We start from the raw sequence: 16200 nt of genomic DNA, 5'->3' as shown, positions 1-16200 counted from the left end.
CGGCGGCGAGCAGTGGAATGGTCGAGCAGCGGATGGGAAGTACGGCGATGACCGAGAGCGGGACCGAGACCTACGAGACGATCCTGGTCGAGCGCAAGGGCCGGGTCGGGCTGATCACGCTCAACCGGCCGAAGGCGCTGAACGCGCTGAACACCCAGCTGATGAACGAGGTCGTGGCGGCGGCCACCGCGTTCGACCGGGACCCGGAGATCGGCTGTCTGGTGATCACCGGCTCGGAGAAGGCCTTCGCGGCCGGCGCCGACATCAAGGAGATGCAGGGCAACCGGTTCCCGGACGTCTACCTCGACGACTGGCTGGGCCCGTGGGACCGCTTCGGCGCGCTGCGCAAGCCCGTCGTCGCGGCGGTCGCCGGGTTCGCGCTGGGCGGCGGCTGCGAGCTGGCGATGATGTGCGACATCCTGCTGGCCGCGGACACCGCGAAGTTCGGCCAGCCGGAGATCAAGCTCGGCGTCCTCCCGGGCATCGGCGGCTCGCAGCGCCTCACCCGCGCCATCGGCAAGGCCAAGGCGATGGACCTGTGCCTCACCGGCCGGATGATGGGCGCCGAGGAGGCCGAGCGGGCCGGCCTGGTCGCCCGGATCGTCCCGGCCGACCAGCTGCTCACCGAGGCGCTGGCCACCGCCGAGACCGTCGCGGCGATGTCCACCCCGGCGGCGGTCATGCTCAAGGAGAGCGTCAACCGCTCCTTCGAGACCACGCTCGCCGAGGGCGTCCGCTTCGAACGCCGCCTGTTCCACTCGGTGTTCGCCACGGCGGACCAGAAGGAGGGCATGGCCGCCTTCGCCGAGAAGCGGGCACCGAAGTTCGAGAACCGCTGACGGCCGACAGGCGGTCGGCGACCGGCCACGGCTGACGGGTGGCGGGTGGCGGCGAACAGATAACAGACAACAGATGACAGCGAACAGATTTCATCATCTGAAATCTGTTCGCTGTCATCTGTTTGTTGTCAGTTGTTCGCCGTCAGCCCTCCTCCACCAGCACCGTGTTCAGCCGCGCCAGCCCGCTGCGGGTGGCGGCGACCACGATGCGGTCGCCCGGGGTCAGTCGCCGGGTGCGGTCGGCGAAGCCCCAGTGCAACTGGTTGCTGCGGGCGAAGCGGACCGCGATGACCCGGACGCCGCCCGGGTCCTCCAGGTCGTGCCGGTTCAGCCCGATCAGTCCGCTGCCGTCCTCCACCGTCAGCTCGGCGATCAGCAGCGCGTGCCGGAAGACCGAGAGCGTCCCGCGCACCTCACTGCCCATCAGCGCGGCGGCGAAGGCGGGCGCCGCCAGGTAGGAGACCGAACGGGAGGCCGCGTTGTCCAGCGTCTTGTAGAAGTGGCCGGCGAAGTTGTCGTCGAAGAGCCGGACCACCACCCGGACCTCGGGATTGCCATGGCGCGCCTCCAGCGCCGCCTCCAGGTTGGTGGCGTCGTCCCCGCTGACGGCGACCACCGCCCGGCTGTGCTTCAACCGGGCCCGGCGCAGCTGCTCCTCGAACGGCCCGTCCCCCAGGACGACCGGGATGCCGAGCGCCCGGGCGGCGGCGATGCCGCGGGCCTGCGGGTCGCGCTCCATGCAGACCACCGGCACCCCCATCTCGTGCAGCTGGGTCGCGACCCGGGTGCCGACGTTGCCCAGCCCGACGACGATCACGTGGTCCCGGGTGCCGGCGCTCGGGTTGCGCGGCAGTCCGCGTCGTCCGGAGCCGAGCACCTCGACGACGATGGCGGTGGCGACCGGCGCGAAGGTGATCCCGCAGAGGGTGATCACCACCTGGGCGACCCGCTGCCAGGCCCCGCCCGTACCCGTCCCGGCGGCGATGTCGGCCTGCTGGTCGGGCTGGGCGGCGCCGGCCAGGTCGAGCAGGGAGATGTAGACCGTCCAGCCGAAGTCCCGGCTGAGGTACCAGAGCACGCTGAACGCCAGCAGCACGGCGGCGAGCGCGGTGAGCAGCACCAGCCGCATCCGGGCGCTGGTGAAGAAGCGCATGGCGTCGAGCACCCGCCAGCGCAGCCGCCGCGCCCAGGTGATCGGCTCCCCGGGCTCCATCCGCAGCGCCTGGAGGGCGGCGATCCCACCCGGCGACTCCTCGGGCTCGGGCTGAGGCTGAGGCTCAGGGCCAGGCCCCGGCTCGGGCTCGGGCTCAGGGCCAGGCCCCGACTCAGGCCCCGGCCCCGGCCCCGGCTCAGGCCCCGGTGCCGCCTCGCGGCGGACCCCGCCGGGCCGGACCGGCCCGTCGCCGCCGAACGCGGTGGCGAGCCGGACGAACTCGGCCGAGTCGCCCTCCTGTTCCGGCAGCAGGCGGATCTTGCTGAGGTCCTGCCGGTCGATCTGGTCGGCGACCACGCAGATCCGGTCCGGGGTGATGGCGTCGTCGAACGCGATGTGCAGGTAACGGCCGCCGATCTCCACCGAGTTGGGCCGGCCGAGCGCCGCCGCGGCGAAGGCCGGGGCGGCGGTGGCGGAGCCGGAGAGAGCGGCGCCGTTCCTGAGCAGCCGTTCGATGTTCTCGCCGAGGCGCTGGTTGAACATCCGGAAGACGATCCGGATGTTCGGGTTGTGGCCCTGGGCGCTGAGTGCGGCGTGGATGTTCTCCTGGTCGCTCCCCTCGACCAGGGCCAGGCCGCGGGCGGTGTCGACGGAGACCGCGCGCAGTGCTTCCTCGGTGATGTTCGGGTATTCGACGACGGCGGCGACGCCGGTGATCTCTTCGATCCGCGGTGCGTGGTCCCGGGTGCGGTCGGTGACCAGGACGACGACCGGGACTTCGTAGTGCTCGACGAGTTCCAGGACCAGCCGGTGCGCCAGGGCATTGCCCCCGCACACGATGTAGTGCTGGCTGATCGGCTCGACCGGAGGGGTCCCCCACCCTTCAGAAGTCATACCGATGGATGGTATCGACGGCAGGTGACCGGAGGGTGTCAATCCGGAGACCGCGGGGGATCACTCGAACGGACGTACCCGGCGGGCGGTCCGGTGACGGTGCGCGGAGGCTGGGGTTCGTTCTCCGCCCCCGACCACGAGGAGTACGCCGCCGTGGCCCCTCCGATCATCACCCCCGACGGAACCCCGGTCCAGGGCCCGCTCGGTCTGCTCGCCAAGGCCGCCTGGCAGGTGCTGCTGGCCGCGGGAGTGGCCTCGCTCGCGCTGGGGATCGTCGTCTTCGCCTGGCCACGGGAGACGCTGCTGGTGGTGGGCGTGCTGTTCGGCCTCTACCTGCTGGTCATCGGCATCGTCCAGCTGGTCGCCGCCTTCGGCACCCACGCCACCACCGCCCTGCGGGTGCTGGCCTTCATCAGCGGCGCGATCTGCGTGCTGCTCGGGCTGCTCTGCTTCCGCAGCGCGGTGCAGTCGCTGCTGCTGCTCGCCCTCTGGATCGGGATCGGCTGGTTGTTCCGCGGCATCACCCAGCTCGCCGCCGCGATCTCCGACCCGCTGATGCCCGCCCGCGGCTGGCAGGCCTTCGCGGGCGCGGCCAACACCCTGGCCGGCGTGCTGCTGATGGTCTGGCCGGTCGGCTCGATCGCCGCGCTGACCGTGCTGGCCGGGTGCTGGCTGGTGATCCTGGGCCTGGTCGAGATCGCGACCGCCGTCCAGGTGCGCGGCCGGGCCAAGCGGATCCCCTCCGGGGTCTGACCCACCGCCACCGCGGGGAGGCCGCGCCCTTACGGTCGGCGCGCGTAGCCGAGGCGGAAGGTGGCGGCCTCCAGCCGTTCCGGGGTGAGCCGCACGTCGGTGAGCCGCTCGGCGAGCGCGAACGCGGCCTCGGTGTGCAGTGCGCCGCGCTCCCCGTCCAACCGGAAGCCGCAGGCCGTGAGCAGTTCGGGGATGCCGGGGGCGTCGGCGTCGTCGCCGTGCCGCTGGTCCGCGAAGAGCGGCTCGAACTGCAGGCGGCAGGCGGCGCTTTCCCACCAGTTGAAGTGGTCCACCGCGTTGGCGTTGCGGAAGTGCGAGACCAGCCGGGTGCCCTCGGTGAGCCGGGAGATGACCTCGGGCAGGCTGCCGAGGTACCCGTACGGTTCGATCGCGAGGGCCCAGCCGTCGAGCTCGGTGACGGCGACGAGCAGCCGGTCCTCGTCCAGGTCGAAGAGTTCCTCGGCTTCCGCGTCCTCGCCGTCGTCGAAGGTCTCCCAGGCAGCGACGACCGCGTTCAGCCCGGTCACCTCCCGGCCGGTCAGGGCGTCGAAGCGGGGCAGCAGTTCCTCACCCGTCATCGCCTGGACGTGGGTGAGGCAGTAGGCCTCGCCCAGGACGGGGTAGCGCTGGTCGAACCAGGTGAAGTCGGTGGCGTGCGGGGCGGTCATGCGGTGATGCTGTCAGACCTCACCGACACCGCCCACCCCGCCCCCGCCCCGGCCCGACCCCGCCCACGCTCCGGCCCGACCCCGCTCAGCGCCAGACCGGCGCGTCCGTCCCCCAGCGCCCGGGCGGGCGGGCCCAGTCCGTGGGGGCGCCGGCGTAGCCGATCGGCGGCAGGGCGTACCGCAGCCGCCCGTACGCCGAGTCGGTCTCGGTGAGCCAGCGCGCCGGGTCGTACGGCTCGGCACCCGGCAGCCCCGGTCCGGCCGGGATGCCGTGCATCAGCCAGGAGGCCGAGCCGACGAAGGAGAAGCGCAGGTGGCGGCCGCCGGGGCGGTGGGTGCGCTGCTCGGTGAGGGCGCGCAGGACGGCGGCGGCGAGGAGGTAGCCGGTGCCGTGGTCGAGTGCCTGGGCGGGCAGCACCCCGGGCCGGCCGTCGGGCCCTGCCTCGTGGGCGGCGATCCCCACACCGGCCTGGACCAGGCTGTCGAAGCCGCGGCGTCCGGCCCACGGGCCGGTCCAGCCCCAGGCGCTGATCCGGGCGAGGACCAGGTCGGGCCGACGGGCGAACAGCGCCTCGGGGGCGAGGCCGTGGGCGTCGAGGGAGCCGGGCCGGTAGGCGTTGACGACGACGTGGGCGGTGTCGAGCAGGCCCTCGAAGGTGGCACGGTCGGCCGGGTCGGCGAGGTCGAGGCGGGTGGAGCGCTTGCCGAAGCCGGTGTCGGTGTGGGCGTCCTCGGCCTCGGGCAGCCGGGGCGAGTCGATCCGCAGCACGTCGGCGCCGAGCAGGGCGAGGGTGCGGGTGGCGACCGGTCCGGAGATCACCCGGCTGAGGTCGAGGACGCGGATCCCGGCGGCGGGACGGTCCACCGGGGCCGCGGCGAGCGGGCGCACGGGCCCGGCGCCGATCTCCCGGCACTCCACCAGGGGGTGCGCGGCCGTACTCACCGGCGCGACCGCCACAGCGAGCGCCCCGGCCGCGTACGCGCGCTCCTGCACCTGCTCGCCCGGCAGCTTACCGAGCGTCGCGGCGAGCTGCTCGGGCCCGGCGCCGGGGGCCAGTCCGAGGACGGCGAGCAGCCGGTCCCGGTGGTGCGGGTAGTTGGCGTGGGTGCGGATCCAGCCGTCGGCGGTGCGCCAGAAGCCGGAGAGCGGGGCGAAGCCGACCGGCTTGCGACCGTCGATCTCCAGGTGGCGCTCACTGACGAAGGAGGTGGCGACCGCCCCCTCGTCCACCCGGACCGCGGGGACGGGCCCGCCGCCGCGGAGCGCGGCGAGTTCGGCGGCGGCCAGCGAGCAGGCGGCTACCGTGGCCCGGGCGAACCGGCTCACCGGCAGGCCCGACGGCAGGCCGCCCTGCGGGCCGTGGAAGGCCACCCGGTCGAGGAGTTCGGCCGACCCGCCGAGGGCGGCCCAGACCTCCGCGGTGGGACGGTCGGCGGCGGGGCCGCCCGCGGACCGGGGCTCGGGCCGGGCCCCGGGTGCAGACGCGGACTCGGGCGCAGACTCGGGCTCGGGCGCGGACTCGGACTCGGGCGGTGTCGGACGATCGGTCATGCCGCGCATTGTGCTCCGCATCCGGTCCGCCCGCCGTGACGCACACCACCGCACCCGCCGGCCGCCCACGCCGCCCACGCCGCCCCGCATTCCTGCCCGCCGGAGCAACCCTGACGGACGAGCAGCCGAAGTCCGGCCGGCGGCTTCCGGACGCCGGGTAGGGTGCGAACGGCGGCCGCCACGGCCGGCACACGGGGGCTGAGCGAAAAGGGGGACGCATGCACACGATCCGCCGTCTGGACCTGGGCCACATTGTCCGGCCGGCCGCCGAGGTGGGCGGCCCCGAGCCGCGGGTGGAGCCGGTGCTCGCGTACCTCGTCCGCGGCCCGGGGTCGCTGCTGCTGTTCGACACGGGGATCGGCGCGGGCTCGCCGGAGACCGAGGCGCACTACCGCCCGTCCCGCCGTCCGCTGCCGGAGGCGCTCGCGGCCGCCGGCGTCGCCGTCTCGGACATCGACCTGGTGGTCAACTGCCACCTGCACTTCGACCACTGCGGCGGCAATCCGCTGTTCGCCGGGACACCGGTCCTCGTCCAGGCCGAGGAACTGGCCACCGCCCGGCGCGGCGGCTACACCATCGACGCCCTGGTCGACTTCCCCGGCGCCGTCCACCAGGAGCTCGACGGCGAGACCGAACTCTGGCCCGGCGTCCGGGTGCTGCCCACGCCCGGCCACACCGCGGGGCACCAGTCGCTGCTGGTCGAGCGCATGGACGGTTCCAGGGTGCTGCTGGCCGGGCAGGCGTACGACTTCGCCTCCGAGTACGGACAGGCGGTGCTGGCCCGGCAGGCCGCGCGCGACGGGGTGGCGGCGCCGCTGCCCGGCTACCGGGCCTGGCTGGACCGGGTCGCGGAGCACCGGCCGTGCCACGCGATGTTCGCGCACGACCACGCGGTGTGGGAGCTGTCGGTCTAGCCGACGCCGAGCCGTGCGGGTTCAGAAGCCGAGCCCGGTGCGGGTTAAGGAGCCGAGCCGTGCGGGTTCGGGAGCCGAGCCCGGTGCGGGTTCAGGAGCCGAGCGGTGCGGGTTCAGAAGGTGAAGCCCAACGAGCGGACCCGGTGGTCGAAGCTGGACGGGACGAGCACCGGTTCGCCGACCGACCGCGCCCCGGGCAGCCGGGTGAACAGTTCGCGGAACAGCGCCGTCATCTCCTGCCGGGCCAGGTGCGCGCCCAGGCAGTAGTGCGGCCCGCCGCCGCCGTACCCGAGGTGGGGGTTGGGGGTGCGGGTGATGTCGAAGGCCTCCGGATCGGGGAAGACCGCCTCGTCCCGGTTCGCCGAGCCGTAGTACAGCGTGACCTTCTCCCCCGCCCGCAGCAGCGGGCCGCCGGGGCCGCCGAGCTCGTGGTCGACGGCGACGGTCCGGCGGAACTGGACGATCGGGGTGGCGTGGCGGACCATCTCGTCCACCGCCCCGGGGAGCCGGCCGTCCAGGTCGGCGAGCAGCAGTGCGCGCTGTTCGGGGTGGACGGTCAGCAGGTGCAGTCCGTGGGCGAGCGCGTTGCGGGTGGTCTCGACCCCGGCGACCAGCAGCAGCGAGAAGAAGGCACCCAGCTCGCGGCCGGTGAGCCGGCGGCCGTCCACGTCGGCGGCGACCAGCGCGGAGATCAGGTCCTCGGCGGGACGGCGTCGGCGCTCGCGGCCGACCGCGGCCACGATGCCCTGCATCCGGGCGAGCGCCGCCAGGCCTCGCCCGGGCACCCGGAGCCGTCGGCGCAGCGGCCGGGCCACGCCGACGTCCGCGGAGTTGCGGTCGACCAGGTCGAGGATGGTGCGCCGGGGCTGCTCGGGGATGCCCATCATGGTGCAGATCACCTGGAACGGGAGCTGGGCGGCGACCGGGCGGACGAAGTCCTCGGGCCGGTCGCGCTCGACCGCGTCGACCAGGGCGGTGCAGACGTGCCGGATGTCCTCCTCGACCCGGCCGAGCAGCCGCGGGGTGAAGGCCCGGGAGACGATCCGGCGCAGCTGGGCGTGCCGGGGGTCGTCGAGGTTGACCATCGAGTCGCCGAACAGCAGCCGGACCCAGCGGGCCGGTTCGGGGGTGGTCACCCCTGGGGCGGAGCGGAAGACGGCGGGGTTGCGGCTCGCCTCGACCACGTCGGCGTGCCGGACCAGGGCGTGGAAACCCCGGCCGGTGGCGCGGTCGCCGAAGTAGACGGGGGCGGGGCGGCGGCGCAGCTCGGCGAAGGCGGCGGCGCGGGCGGGCGCCGGCAGCTGCCAGAAGCGGGGGTCGGTGAGGTCGGGGGTGCCTGCCGCGGGGGCGGAGACCTCCGTCGGGGTGTCCATGGCCGTGCCTCCTGCTTCCGGTCGGGTTCGCGCCGACTCGTGCCGGTTCGGTCAGGTTCGCTCCGGCGCACACGTTCCGTACCGGAGTGTGCACATCTAGTGAGTGGAAGGTGCGCGTGTCAAGCCGGTTGGACCGTGGCGCGGGGCGGTGTTAAAGGCCGGCGATCGGTCGACCCGACGGGCCGGGCATGGTCTCACGGGCCGGAACCGGCCATCACCGGAGGGTGCGGCACGGGCGGGGCGTGGCGGGTGCGACGATGAGTGCCATCGTGATGACCGACCGGATCCGCCTGCTGCGCGCCGCGGTCTTCGCTGCGCTGTGCGTGGCGATGGCCGCCGCGGCGCACGTCGCCATGGCCGGGGCCGGGGTCTCGGCTCCGGTCCTGCTCGGCGCGTTCGGGGCGGTCCTCGGACTGACCTGGCTGCTGGCCGGGAAGCGGCGCGGGCTCGGGGTCATCAGCGCCTGGATGGTCTCGGCGCAGGCCGCCCTGCACCTGCTCTTCGAACACGCCGCGACGCTCGGCCGCGGGGGCGGGGGTCTGGGCCGGCTCGCCGCCACGGACTGGGCCGCCCTGCTGCTCTGCAACCCGGACCGGACGGCCGGCGGGCCCTCGCCCGCCGAGCTGGCCCGGATGGCGGGCATCGACCCGGACGTCCCCCCGGCCGCGGGCAGCCTGCGGCCGATGGCGGGCATGCACCACGGGGCGACGGCGGGGACCGGGATCGCTCCCGGGAGCGGGCGCGGAGGCACGATGGCCGACGGGGCGTCCATGGACATGGGCATGTCCGGGATGCCGGACATGCCGGGGATGTCCCACGCACTGCCGACGGGCCCGGCCCACGAGACGGGTCACGGGACGGGTCACGGGATGGCCCACGACATGGCGCACGGCATGTCGCCCGGGATGGCCCTCGCCCACGTCCTGGCCGCGCTGGCCTGCGCACTGCTGCTCTGGCGCGGTGACGCCGCGCTGGTCCGGGTCTTCGAGCTGCTCGCCGCCCTCGGGACGGTCGTCGCCGGGGCGCTGCTGCTTCCGCTGCTGACGCTGTTCGCCCGCCCCTTCGGGTACCGGCCGCCGGTCGTCCCCCGGCCCGTCGACCGACCGGACGGCCTCGCCCGGTCGGTGCTGCTCACGCATGCCGTCGTCCGGCGCGGTCCACCGGCGTTCGCCCTCGCCTGCTGACGCGCCCGACGCGCTCCCCCATCCGGCCGATGACCGGCCGGTGACCGGCTCCGCTGCCGGAACCTCCGGGACCCCGACGTCGGGCAGGTCGCCCTGCCGCTCCACCGCGCCCCTGCGCCGTCACGTCCCGTGTCGTCGCCTCCCGCGCCGTGGGTGCCGTCGGGGCCCGGGCCCGGATCCGCGACCGCCGACACCTCCACGGGAGGTGCGCAGCGCCGCGCGGCCGGCCCATGGACGCCTGCGGTGCCGCTGTGCGCGGCGCCGCTCCCTGCCTTCCCCTCGGGACCTTCCCATGCCTCACTTCGACGGCGCACCGGTTCGCACCGGCGCCACCGTCCTACCGTTCCGTGGCCTGCGGCGCCTCCGGCGCGGGGCCGACCGGGCCCTCCAGCCCCAGCCGGGCGGACAGTCCGGCCGCCCACTCGGGCGCCGGGCCGTCGTCGGCGGCCGCCCGCACCTGGGCGCGCAGTCGCTCGGCCCGGTCCAGCCAGTCGCGGCAGCCGGCGCAGCGCGCCAGGTGCTTGTCCAGCCGGGTGCCGGGCAGACCGCTCGGCTCGCCGTCGATCCGGGCGGACAGAGCGGTACGGAACTGCGCGCATCTCATATGACCATCGTCCCGCACGGCGGCCAGGGCGGTACGGGCCGGGGCAGCGCGGGCCAGGCCCACGCGGGCCGGGTCAATGCAGGCCGGGGCAGCGCGGGCCGGATCGGGGGCCGCCGTGGATGACGACCAGCTCACCGCGCTCGCGCTGACCGCCCGCTCGGGCCGCCCGGCGGACGTCGAGGCCTTCGTCCGGGCGACCCAGCGGGACGTCTGGCGCTTCGTCGCCCACCTGACCGACGTGCAGTCCGCCGACGACCTCGCCCAGGAGACCTTCCTACGGGCCCTGCGTGGCCTGCCCGCCTTCGCCGGTCGCTCCTCGGCCCGCACCTGGCTGCTGTCGATTGCCCGGCGCACGGTCATCGACCGGTACCGGATGGCCGCCGCCCGACCGCGCTGCGCGGCGCTGCCGGACTGGCAGGAGGCGGCGGAACGGCAGGGCGGCACCCCGGCGGCCGGGTTCGAGGACGGGATCGCCCTCGGGGACCTGCTCGAACGGGTACCCGCCCAGCGACGGGAGGCCTTCGTACTGACCCAGGTGGTCGGCCTGAGCTACGCGGAGGCGGCCGAGGTCGCCGGCTGCCCGATCGGCACCGTCCGCTCCCGGGTCGCCCGGGCACGGGAGGAACTGGTCGCGCGTCTGCGGGCCGCCGAGGCCGGGGAACTCGCAGCGGCCTGTTGAGGGGCGGGCACAGACGGCGAGTGACGGCCGGCGGCGAACAGATGACAGCGAACAGATAACGGATAACAGATGACAGATTTCGAACTCTGTCATCTGTTATCCGTCTGCTGTCATCTGTTCGCCGCCGACACTGCGACGGCCCCGCCGAAAAATCCCCCAAGTGTTCGGAACTGGAGCCCTCCCGCCTCCGACTGCTGTACCGGACGCCGCCGCCGAGGCGGTGCCGGTACGGCAGCGGGGAGCGGAGGACCTTCATGCGAGCACAACACCCCTCGGCCACGAATGACCTGATGGACCATCAGATCGAACCGGTGGACCGGTGGAGCCTGGTCGTGGCCGCAGGGCTGCTCTCGTTCGTCGCGATGCTCGACATGAACGTGGTCAACCTGGCGCTCACCGACCTGGCCTCCGGCCTGCACGTCTCCGCCGGGGTCGCGCAGTGGGCCGCGCTCGGCTACCAACTTCCCCTGGTGGCCCTGCTGTTGCCGGCCGGGCGGTGGCTGGACCAGGTGGGCACCCGGTCCGCGCTCCTGTTCGCCGTCAGCTGCTTCGCGGCCTGCAGCGTGCTGGCCGCCCTTGCCCCGTGGGCGAGTTGGCTGATAGCCGCACGGCTGCTGCAAGGTGCCTTCGGGGCCGTCCTGTTCGTGCTGATGCCGGTCCTGGCCGCCACCTCCGTGCGGCCCGAGCTGCGCGGGCGGGCGATGAGCGTGCCCGCGACGCTGGGGCCGCTCGGCGCCGTCACCGGGCCGGTGGTCGGCGGCCTGCTGCTGGACCACTTCGGCTGGCGGGCGGTCTTCCTGGTGAAGCTGCCGGTCTGCCTGGCCGCCGTACTGATCGTGCACCGCCACGCCCCGCGGCGCGGTGGGCTCCGCCCGCCCGACCGGGGCTCGCTCGGCGACGCCGCCCTGATCGGCGGGGCCGTGGCCGCCGTGCTGCTCGGGCTCACCCTGGCACCGACGGCCCCGGCGTGGCTGCTGCTCGCGCTGCCCGCCGTCCCCCTGGTGCTGCGGTGGCTGCGCCGCCCGGGCGGGCGGCCGGTCGCCGAGGTGCTGCGGGCCGCCCGAACGACCGGGGTGAACGCCTCGGTGCTCGCGCTCGCCGCCGGCTTCGCGGCCTGCCAGTACCTGCTGGTCCAGCAGCTGCGCGGCCCCCGGGGCGAGAGCGCCACCGCCACCGCGCTGACCATGCTGGCCTTCCCGCTCGGCATGGTGCTGGCCGGCCGGGTCGGCGGTCGGCTGGCCGACCGCTGGGGCGCCCGGCCGACGGCGCTCACCGGCGCCGTCGTCACCACCTGCGGCCTGGCCTCGCTCATTCCGGTGGGCGGCGACTGGTCGGCCCTCGACATCGCCGTCCGGCTGGCCGTCGCGGGCGCCGGCATGGGCCTCAACGGCGGCCCGACCCAGGCCCTGGTGATGACCGCCGCCCCGCCCGGGAAGCTCGCCACCGCCGGCTCCGCCGTCCAACTCTCCCGCAGCCTGGGCTTCGCCCTCGGCCCGGCCCTGGCCACCGCCGCCGCCCTGGCGGACGACCGCGCCACCACCGGCACCCACGCGGGCATCGCCCTGGCCACCGTGGCCGCGGCCACCGCCGTCCTGCTGCTCGCCCTGCACGGCCGCCGCCCGCGCGCGTAGGGCCCCCGACACATCCGCCCCATCGGAGGAAGCACACCCATGAATCCCAATGACCTTGTCAAGCCGGGCAGGTGACTCGCTGTGATCGGGTCATGCCGCCATGGCACCGGCTCGGGCCGCGCTGGTTTCGAAGGTTCGGCGGTCGCGTATGAGGGCCCAGAGCACGTTGAGACGGCGCCTGGCGAGGGCGAGTATCGCCTGCTCGTGCGACTTCCCCTCGGCGCGTTTCCGCTGGTAGAAGCGCCTGGACTCCGGGCAGTGGATGGAGGCGGTCTGGGCGGAGAGGTAGAACATCCGCAGCAGGCGCCGGCTGTAGCGGCGGGGCCTGCGCATGTCGCCGCTGATCTTGCCGGAGTCCCGTGGCACGGGTGCGAGGCCGGCGACTCCGGCGAGGCGGTCCGCGCTGCCGAAGGCGGCCATGTCGCCGCCGGTCGCGGCGATGAACTCCGCGCCGAGCGTGTCGCCGATGCCGGGCATGCTCGTGATCACTTCGGCGTCGGGGTGCTCGCGAAACCGCTCCTCGATCAGGGATTCGAGCTCGGCGATCTCCTGGTCGAGGGTCATCACCTCCCTCGCCAGGGTGTGGGCCGTCTTCGCGTAGCTCTTCTCCCCGGGGACAGCGGTGAACTGGGCCTCGGCGGCGGTGACGGCCGCGTCCGCGGCGGCCTTCGCGGTCGGCGTGGTGCGGACCCCGTGGTTCTTCAGCCACGTCACCAGCCGGGCCGGTCCGATCCTGCGCAGGGCGGCCGGGGTCTGGTAGCCCGTCAGAAGGACCAGCGCGGCCTTGTTGCCGCTGTAGTCGAAGGCCCGCTCCAGGGCGGGGAAGTACTCCAGCATCTGGGCGCGGAGCCGGTTGATCGCCCGGGTGCGGTCGGCGGAGAGGTCCAGGCGGCGGGCGGTGAGAATCCTCAGGTCGACCGCGATCCCGCTGGTATCCGGCAGGGGCAGGAGGCCGCGGCGCATGCGGGCGGTGTCGGCGATGACGAAGGCGTCCTTCCTGTCCGTCTTGCCGTCGCCGCGGTAGGCGGCGGAGGCATGGTGGACGGTCCGGCCGGGGATGTAGACGACCCTCTGGCCGTGCGCGAGCAGCAGCGCGATGAACAGGGCGGCTCCGCCGGCGTTCAGGTCGATCGCCCACGTCACCGGGTCACCGTCGGCGGCGTCCAGGACGTCGGCGATCAGCTGCAGCAGCTCGGTCTCGTTGTTCGGCACCCTGCGCGAGACGTGCTCGGCAGCGTCGGTGTCGATCGCGCAGCAGTGGTGCTCGCCCTTGCCCGCGTCCGTCCCAGCCCAGAGTTCGGGCACCAGGTCCTCCTCGGTCGTATGTGCAGTTTTCCCGGCAGACGACCTCGCTGACACGTCCATACAAGCGATCACGTTCCGCGTTTCCCAAATGAGCAGTCGAGTCGTCGCGGGACGCGGGGCGGCCATTCACGGGAAGACACAACTACGGCGGAACCGACACAAGCCATACCCCGCGTCCCCGGGCCTCCCGATCCTACGAATGAACAGGATGAACCCACGAATGACCGTATGGACCGACACCGCCCCCATGCCCACCACGTCCGGAACCGGGGCGCAGGCCCCGGGCGAGGCCGAACCCCCGCGCTGCCCGTACGGGCACGACCGGCTCCCCAGCCCCGTCCCGCTGTACGGCGAGGCCTACAAGAGCGACCCGTACCCGCTCTACGCCCGGATGCGCGAGGCCGGGCCGGTGCACCGGGTGGAGTTCCCGAGCGGCATCCACGCCTGGCTGGTCACCGGCCACCAGGCCGCCCACGCGACCCTCAACGACCCCCGGCTCGGCAAGAACCACAGCCTGGGCAACGAGAACTGGCGCCGGCTGGCCTCGATCATGCCGGAGCCGCAGCACTCCCAGCTCCAGGTCCACCTGCTGCACCAGGACCCGCCCAAGCACACCGTGATGCGCCGCCTGGTGCTGGACGCCTTCGCCCCGCGCCGGGTGGAGTCGCTGCGCCCGCGGCTGCGGGAGCTCGCCGACTCGCTGGTGGACGGCCTGCCCGCCACCGGCGGCGCCGACCTGGTGGCGGGCTTCGCGGCCCACTACCCCTTCCGGGTGCTGGCCGAAGTCATCGGACTGCCCGCCGAGTTGGCCGAGCGCTTCGACCGCGACTGGGGCAAGGTGGTCCAGCCGGTCGGCCCGCAGGACCCTGGTCGCCCGGCCTACGAGGCGCGGCTGCGCGGGCTGCAGACGTACATCGCCGAGGTGGTCGCCCGCAAGCGCGCGGACTGCCGGGAGCCGGGCTGGACCGAGGCCGAGGACCTGCTGGGCCGACTCGTCGCCGCCCACGACGCGGGCGAGTTGAGCCGCGAGGAGCTCGACTCGATCGTGTTCCAGCTGCTGGTAGCCGGCCAGGAGCCGGTCACCAACCAGATCACCACCATGCTGATCACCCTGCTGCGCCACCCCGAGCAGCTGGCCGCGCTGCGCGCCGGCCTCGACGAGCCCGGCCGACTGGCCCGGGCGGTGGAGGAACTGCTGCGCCACGACGCCGCGTTCGAGCTCACCACCTGGCGCTTCTTCGCCGAGGACAGCGACCTGTTCGGCACCACCGTGCCGGCCGGCGACTCGGTGATCGTCTCGCTCTGCGCCGCCAACCGGGACGACGCGCAGTTCCCGGAGGCCGACCGCCTCGACCTCGACCGCACGCCGAACGCCCACCTCGCCTTCGGCCACGGCATCCACTACTGCCCGGGCGCCGCCCTGGCCCGGGCCGAGCTCCAGATCGCCGTCCACGCCCTGGTCGGCCGACTGGACGGGCTGCGCCCGGCCGGTGCGCCCGGGGACGGCCTGGACGAACTCGCCTGGATCCCGGCCGTCCTGGCCCGCGGGGTGAACCGGCTGCCGGTCGCCTACGACCGGCGCCGCTGAGCACCCCGCCCCCTCGCCCCACCCACCGACCAGCCCTACCCGCCGCCCCCGGAGGAGATCCATCATGCCGCCCGTCGGCACCGCCACCCTCGTCACCAGCGCCCCCGGTCAGCCGTCGACGGCGCAGCTCGCCGCCCGCGTCCTCGGCCTGCTGCTCCCGCACCGCCGCGCCTCCGACCCGGAGTTCGACGCCCGGCCCGAGCACTTCCCCTTCCAGCTGGCGCAGTTGGCGGACTTCATCGCGGCCGGTGAGCCGATCGTCCTCACCCTCCCGGGCTTCCCCTGCAAGTCGCCGAACCCGGCCAAGGTGCTCGGCCACCTGCCCGACGAGGGCGAGCGCCTGTCGCTGACCTTCCTGGACGAGCTCTGCGAGCGGATAGCCCGGATCCACCCGCCCGGCGCCCGGATCCTGATCTGCTCGGACGGCCACATCTTCGGCGACCTGATCGACGTCCCGGACCACCACATCGACGAGTACTCCGACGAGTTGACCGCGATGATCGAGCGCGAGGGCCTGCGCCACCTGGACACCTTCGACCTGCGGGCGGTGCTCGGCGACCTGCCGTACGACGAGAAGCGCGCCCGGGTGCACGAGCGGTACGCGCCGAGCGTCGAGGAGTTGCGCGAGCAGGTGCTGACCGAGCAGGAGACCCTGCGGCTCTACCGGGGCATCACCCGCTTCCTCACCGAGGACGCCGTGAACTTCCCCGGCACCAGGTCGGCCCTCCAGCGGGAGTGCCGTCGACGCGCCTACGGGGTGATCCAACGCAGTCGCGCCTGGGGCGAGTTGATCGCCGAGCAGCATCCTCGGGCGGTGCGGCTGTCGATCCATCCGCAGCCGGCCGGGGCGCCCAAGTTCGGCATCCGGCTGCTGGCCGCCGCCGACGCCTGGATGACGCCCTGGCACTCCGCGGTGCTCCACCGGCCGGACGGCGGCTGGGAGTTGCGGCGCAACGAGGAGGCCGCGCGGCTCGGCCGGCCGGTGCTGCGCGGCGGGCGGCCGCGCCACAAAGAGGGCGTACCCGCCCGGGCCGGAGCCCCGGACCCCCGCGGCACGACGGAA

Annotated in this window: 14 protein-coding genes; 8 read left to right on the top strand and 6 right to left on the bottom strand. The window is 74.2% G+C overall.

Features of this window, described 5'->3' with window-relative positions:
- Positions 1–47: 47 nt before the first annotated feature.
- Positions 48–839: an enoyl-CoA hydratase gene (locus tag ACFV8H_RS00635; protein WP_380395868.1), complete on the top strand. Its 792-nt coding sequence runs from the start codon at positions 48–50 to the stop codon at positions 837–839.
- 142 nt (positions 840–981) lie between these two features.
- Here ACFV8H_RS00635 and ACFV8H_RS00630 read toward each other — a convergent pair whose 3' ends face one another.
- Positions 982–2886, bottom strand: coding sequence for an NAD-binding protein (locus ACFV8H_RS00630; protein ID WP_380395867.1), 1905 nt, complete (start codon positions 2884–2886; stop codon positions 982–984).
- Positions 2887–3039: 153 nt separating this feature from the next.
- Here ACFV8H_RS00630 and ACFV8H_RS00625 point away from each other — a divergent pair, with 153 nt between their 5' ends.
- Positions 3040–3639 carry an HdeD family acid-resistance protein gene (locus ACFV8H_RS00625; protein ID WP_380395866.1) on the top strand — a complete coding sequence of 200 codons (600 nt, stop codon included), beginning with the start codon at positions 3040–3042 and terminating at the stop codon, positions 3637–3639.
- 29 nt (positions 3640–3668) lie between these two features.
- On the opposite strand, the gene ACFV8H_RS00620 is transcribed toward ACFV8H_RS00625, so the two are convergent.
- Both ACFV8H_RS00620 and ACFV8H_RS00615 read right to left on the bottom strand, forming a co-directional pair.
- Positions 3669–4307 (bottom strand): DUF6461 domain-containing protein, encoded by a 639-nt coding sequence (locus ACFV8H_RS00620; protein ID WP_380395865.1) that lies wholly within the window; start codon positions 4305–4307, stop codon positions 3669–3671.
- 85 nt (positions 4308–4392) lie between these two features.
- The gene (locus ACFV8H_RS00615) at positions 4393–5859 is read right to left on the bottom strand and encodes a CoA transferase (protein ID WP_380395864.1); all 1467 of its coding nucleotides are present in this window, start codon (positions 5857–5859) and stop codon (positions 4393–4395) included.
- A 218-nt stretch (positions 5860–6077) separates the two neighbouring features.
- Between ACFV8H_RS00615 and ACFV8H_RS00610 the strand changes: the two genes are divergently transcribed.
- Positions 6078–6773 (top strand): N-acyl homoserine lactonase family protein, encoded by a 696-nt coding sequence (locus ACFV8H_RS00610; protein WP_375890739.1) that lies wholly within the window; start codon positions 6078–6080, stop codon positions 6771–6773.
- Between the two features lie 113 nt (positions 6774–6886).
- On the opposite strand, the gene ACFV8H_RS00605 is transcribed toward ACFV8H_RS00610, so the two are convergent.
- Positions 6887–8146, bottom strand: coding sequence for a cytochrome P450 (locus ACFV8H_RS00605; RefSeq protein WP_375890741.1), 1260 nt, complete (start codon positions 8144–8146; stop codon positions 6887–6889).
- Between the two features lie 257 nt (positions 8147–8403).
- Between ACFV8H_RS00605 and ACFV8H_RS00600 the strand changes: the two genes are divergently transcribed.
- Positions 8404–9330 (top strand): hypothetical protein, encoded by a 927-nt coding sequence (locus tag ACFV8H_RS00600; protein WP_380395863.1) that lies wholly within the window; start codon positions 8404–8406, stop codon positions 9328–9330.
- A 337-nt stretch (positions 9331–9667) separates the two neighbouring features.
- Here the strand turns inward: ACFV8H_RS00600 and ACFV8H_RS00595 are convergent, their stop codons facing one another.
- Positions 9668–9934: a zf-HC2 domain-containing protein gene (locus tag ACFV8H_RS00595; protein WP_380395862.1), complete on the bottom strand. Its 267-nt coding sequence runs from the start codon at positions 9932–9934 to the stop codon at positions 9668–9670.
- 76 nt (positions 9935–10010) lie between these two features.
- Between ACFV8H_RS00595 and ACFV8H_RS00590 the strand changes: the two genes are divergently transcribed.
- Positions 10011–10613, top strand: coding sequence for a sigma-70 family RNA polymerase sigma factor (locus ACFV8H_RS00590; protein WP_380395861.1), 603 nt, complete (start codon positions 10011–10013; stop codon positions 10611–10613).
- 290 nt (positions 10614–10903) lie between these two features.
- Entirely contained in the window at positions 10904–12244 is a 1341-nt protein-coding gene (locus ACFV8H_RS00585) for an MFS transporter (RefSeq protein ID WP_380395860.1), read from the top strand.
- A 90-nt stretch (positions 12245–12334) separates the two neighbouring features.
- Here ACFV8H_RS00585 and ACFV8H_RS00580 read toward each other — a convergent pair whose 3' ends face one another.
- On the bottom strand, positions 12335–13549 hold the full coding sequence (locus ACFV8H_RS00580) for an IS110 family transposase (protein WP_380395859.1): 1215 nt from the start codon (positions 13547–13549) through the stop codon (positions 12335–12337).
- A 220-nt stretch (positions 13550–13769) separates the two neighbouring features.
- Here ACFV8H_RS00580 and ACFV8H_RS00575 point away from each other — a divergent pair, with 220 nt between their 5' ends.
- On the top strand, positions 13770–15137 hold the full coding sequence (locus ACFV8H_RS00575) for a cytochrome P450 (RefSeq protein WP_380395858.1): 1368 nt from the start codon (positions 13770–13772) through the stop codon (positions 15135–15137).
- Positions 15138–15201: 64 nt separating this feature from the next.
- The coding region (locus tag ACFV8H_RS00570) for an L-tyrosine/L-tryptophan isonitrile synthase family protein (protein ID WP_380395857.1) at positions 15202–16200 on the top strand (999 nt) is incomplete at its 3' end.

Origin of the sequence: Kitasatospora sp. NPDC059827, assembly GCF_042731675.1 — a bacterium.
Lineage (GTDB): Bacteria > Actinomycetota > Actinomycetes > Streptomycetales > Streptomycetaceae > Kitasatospora.
The sequence above is the reverse complement of the archived record's forward strand: the minus strand, read 5'-3'. Positions and strand labels throughout refer to the sequence as shown.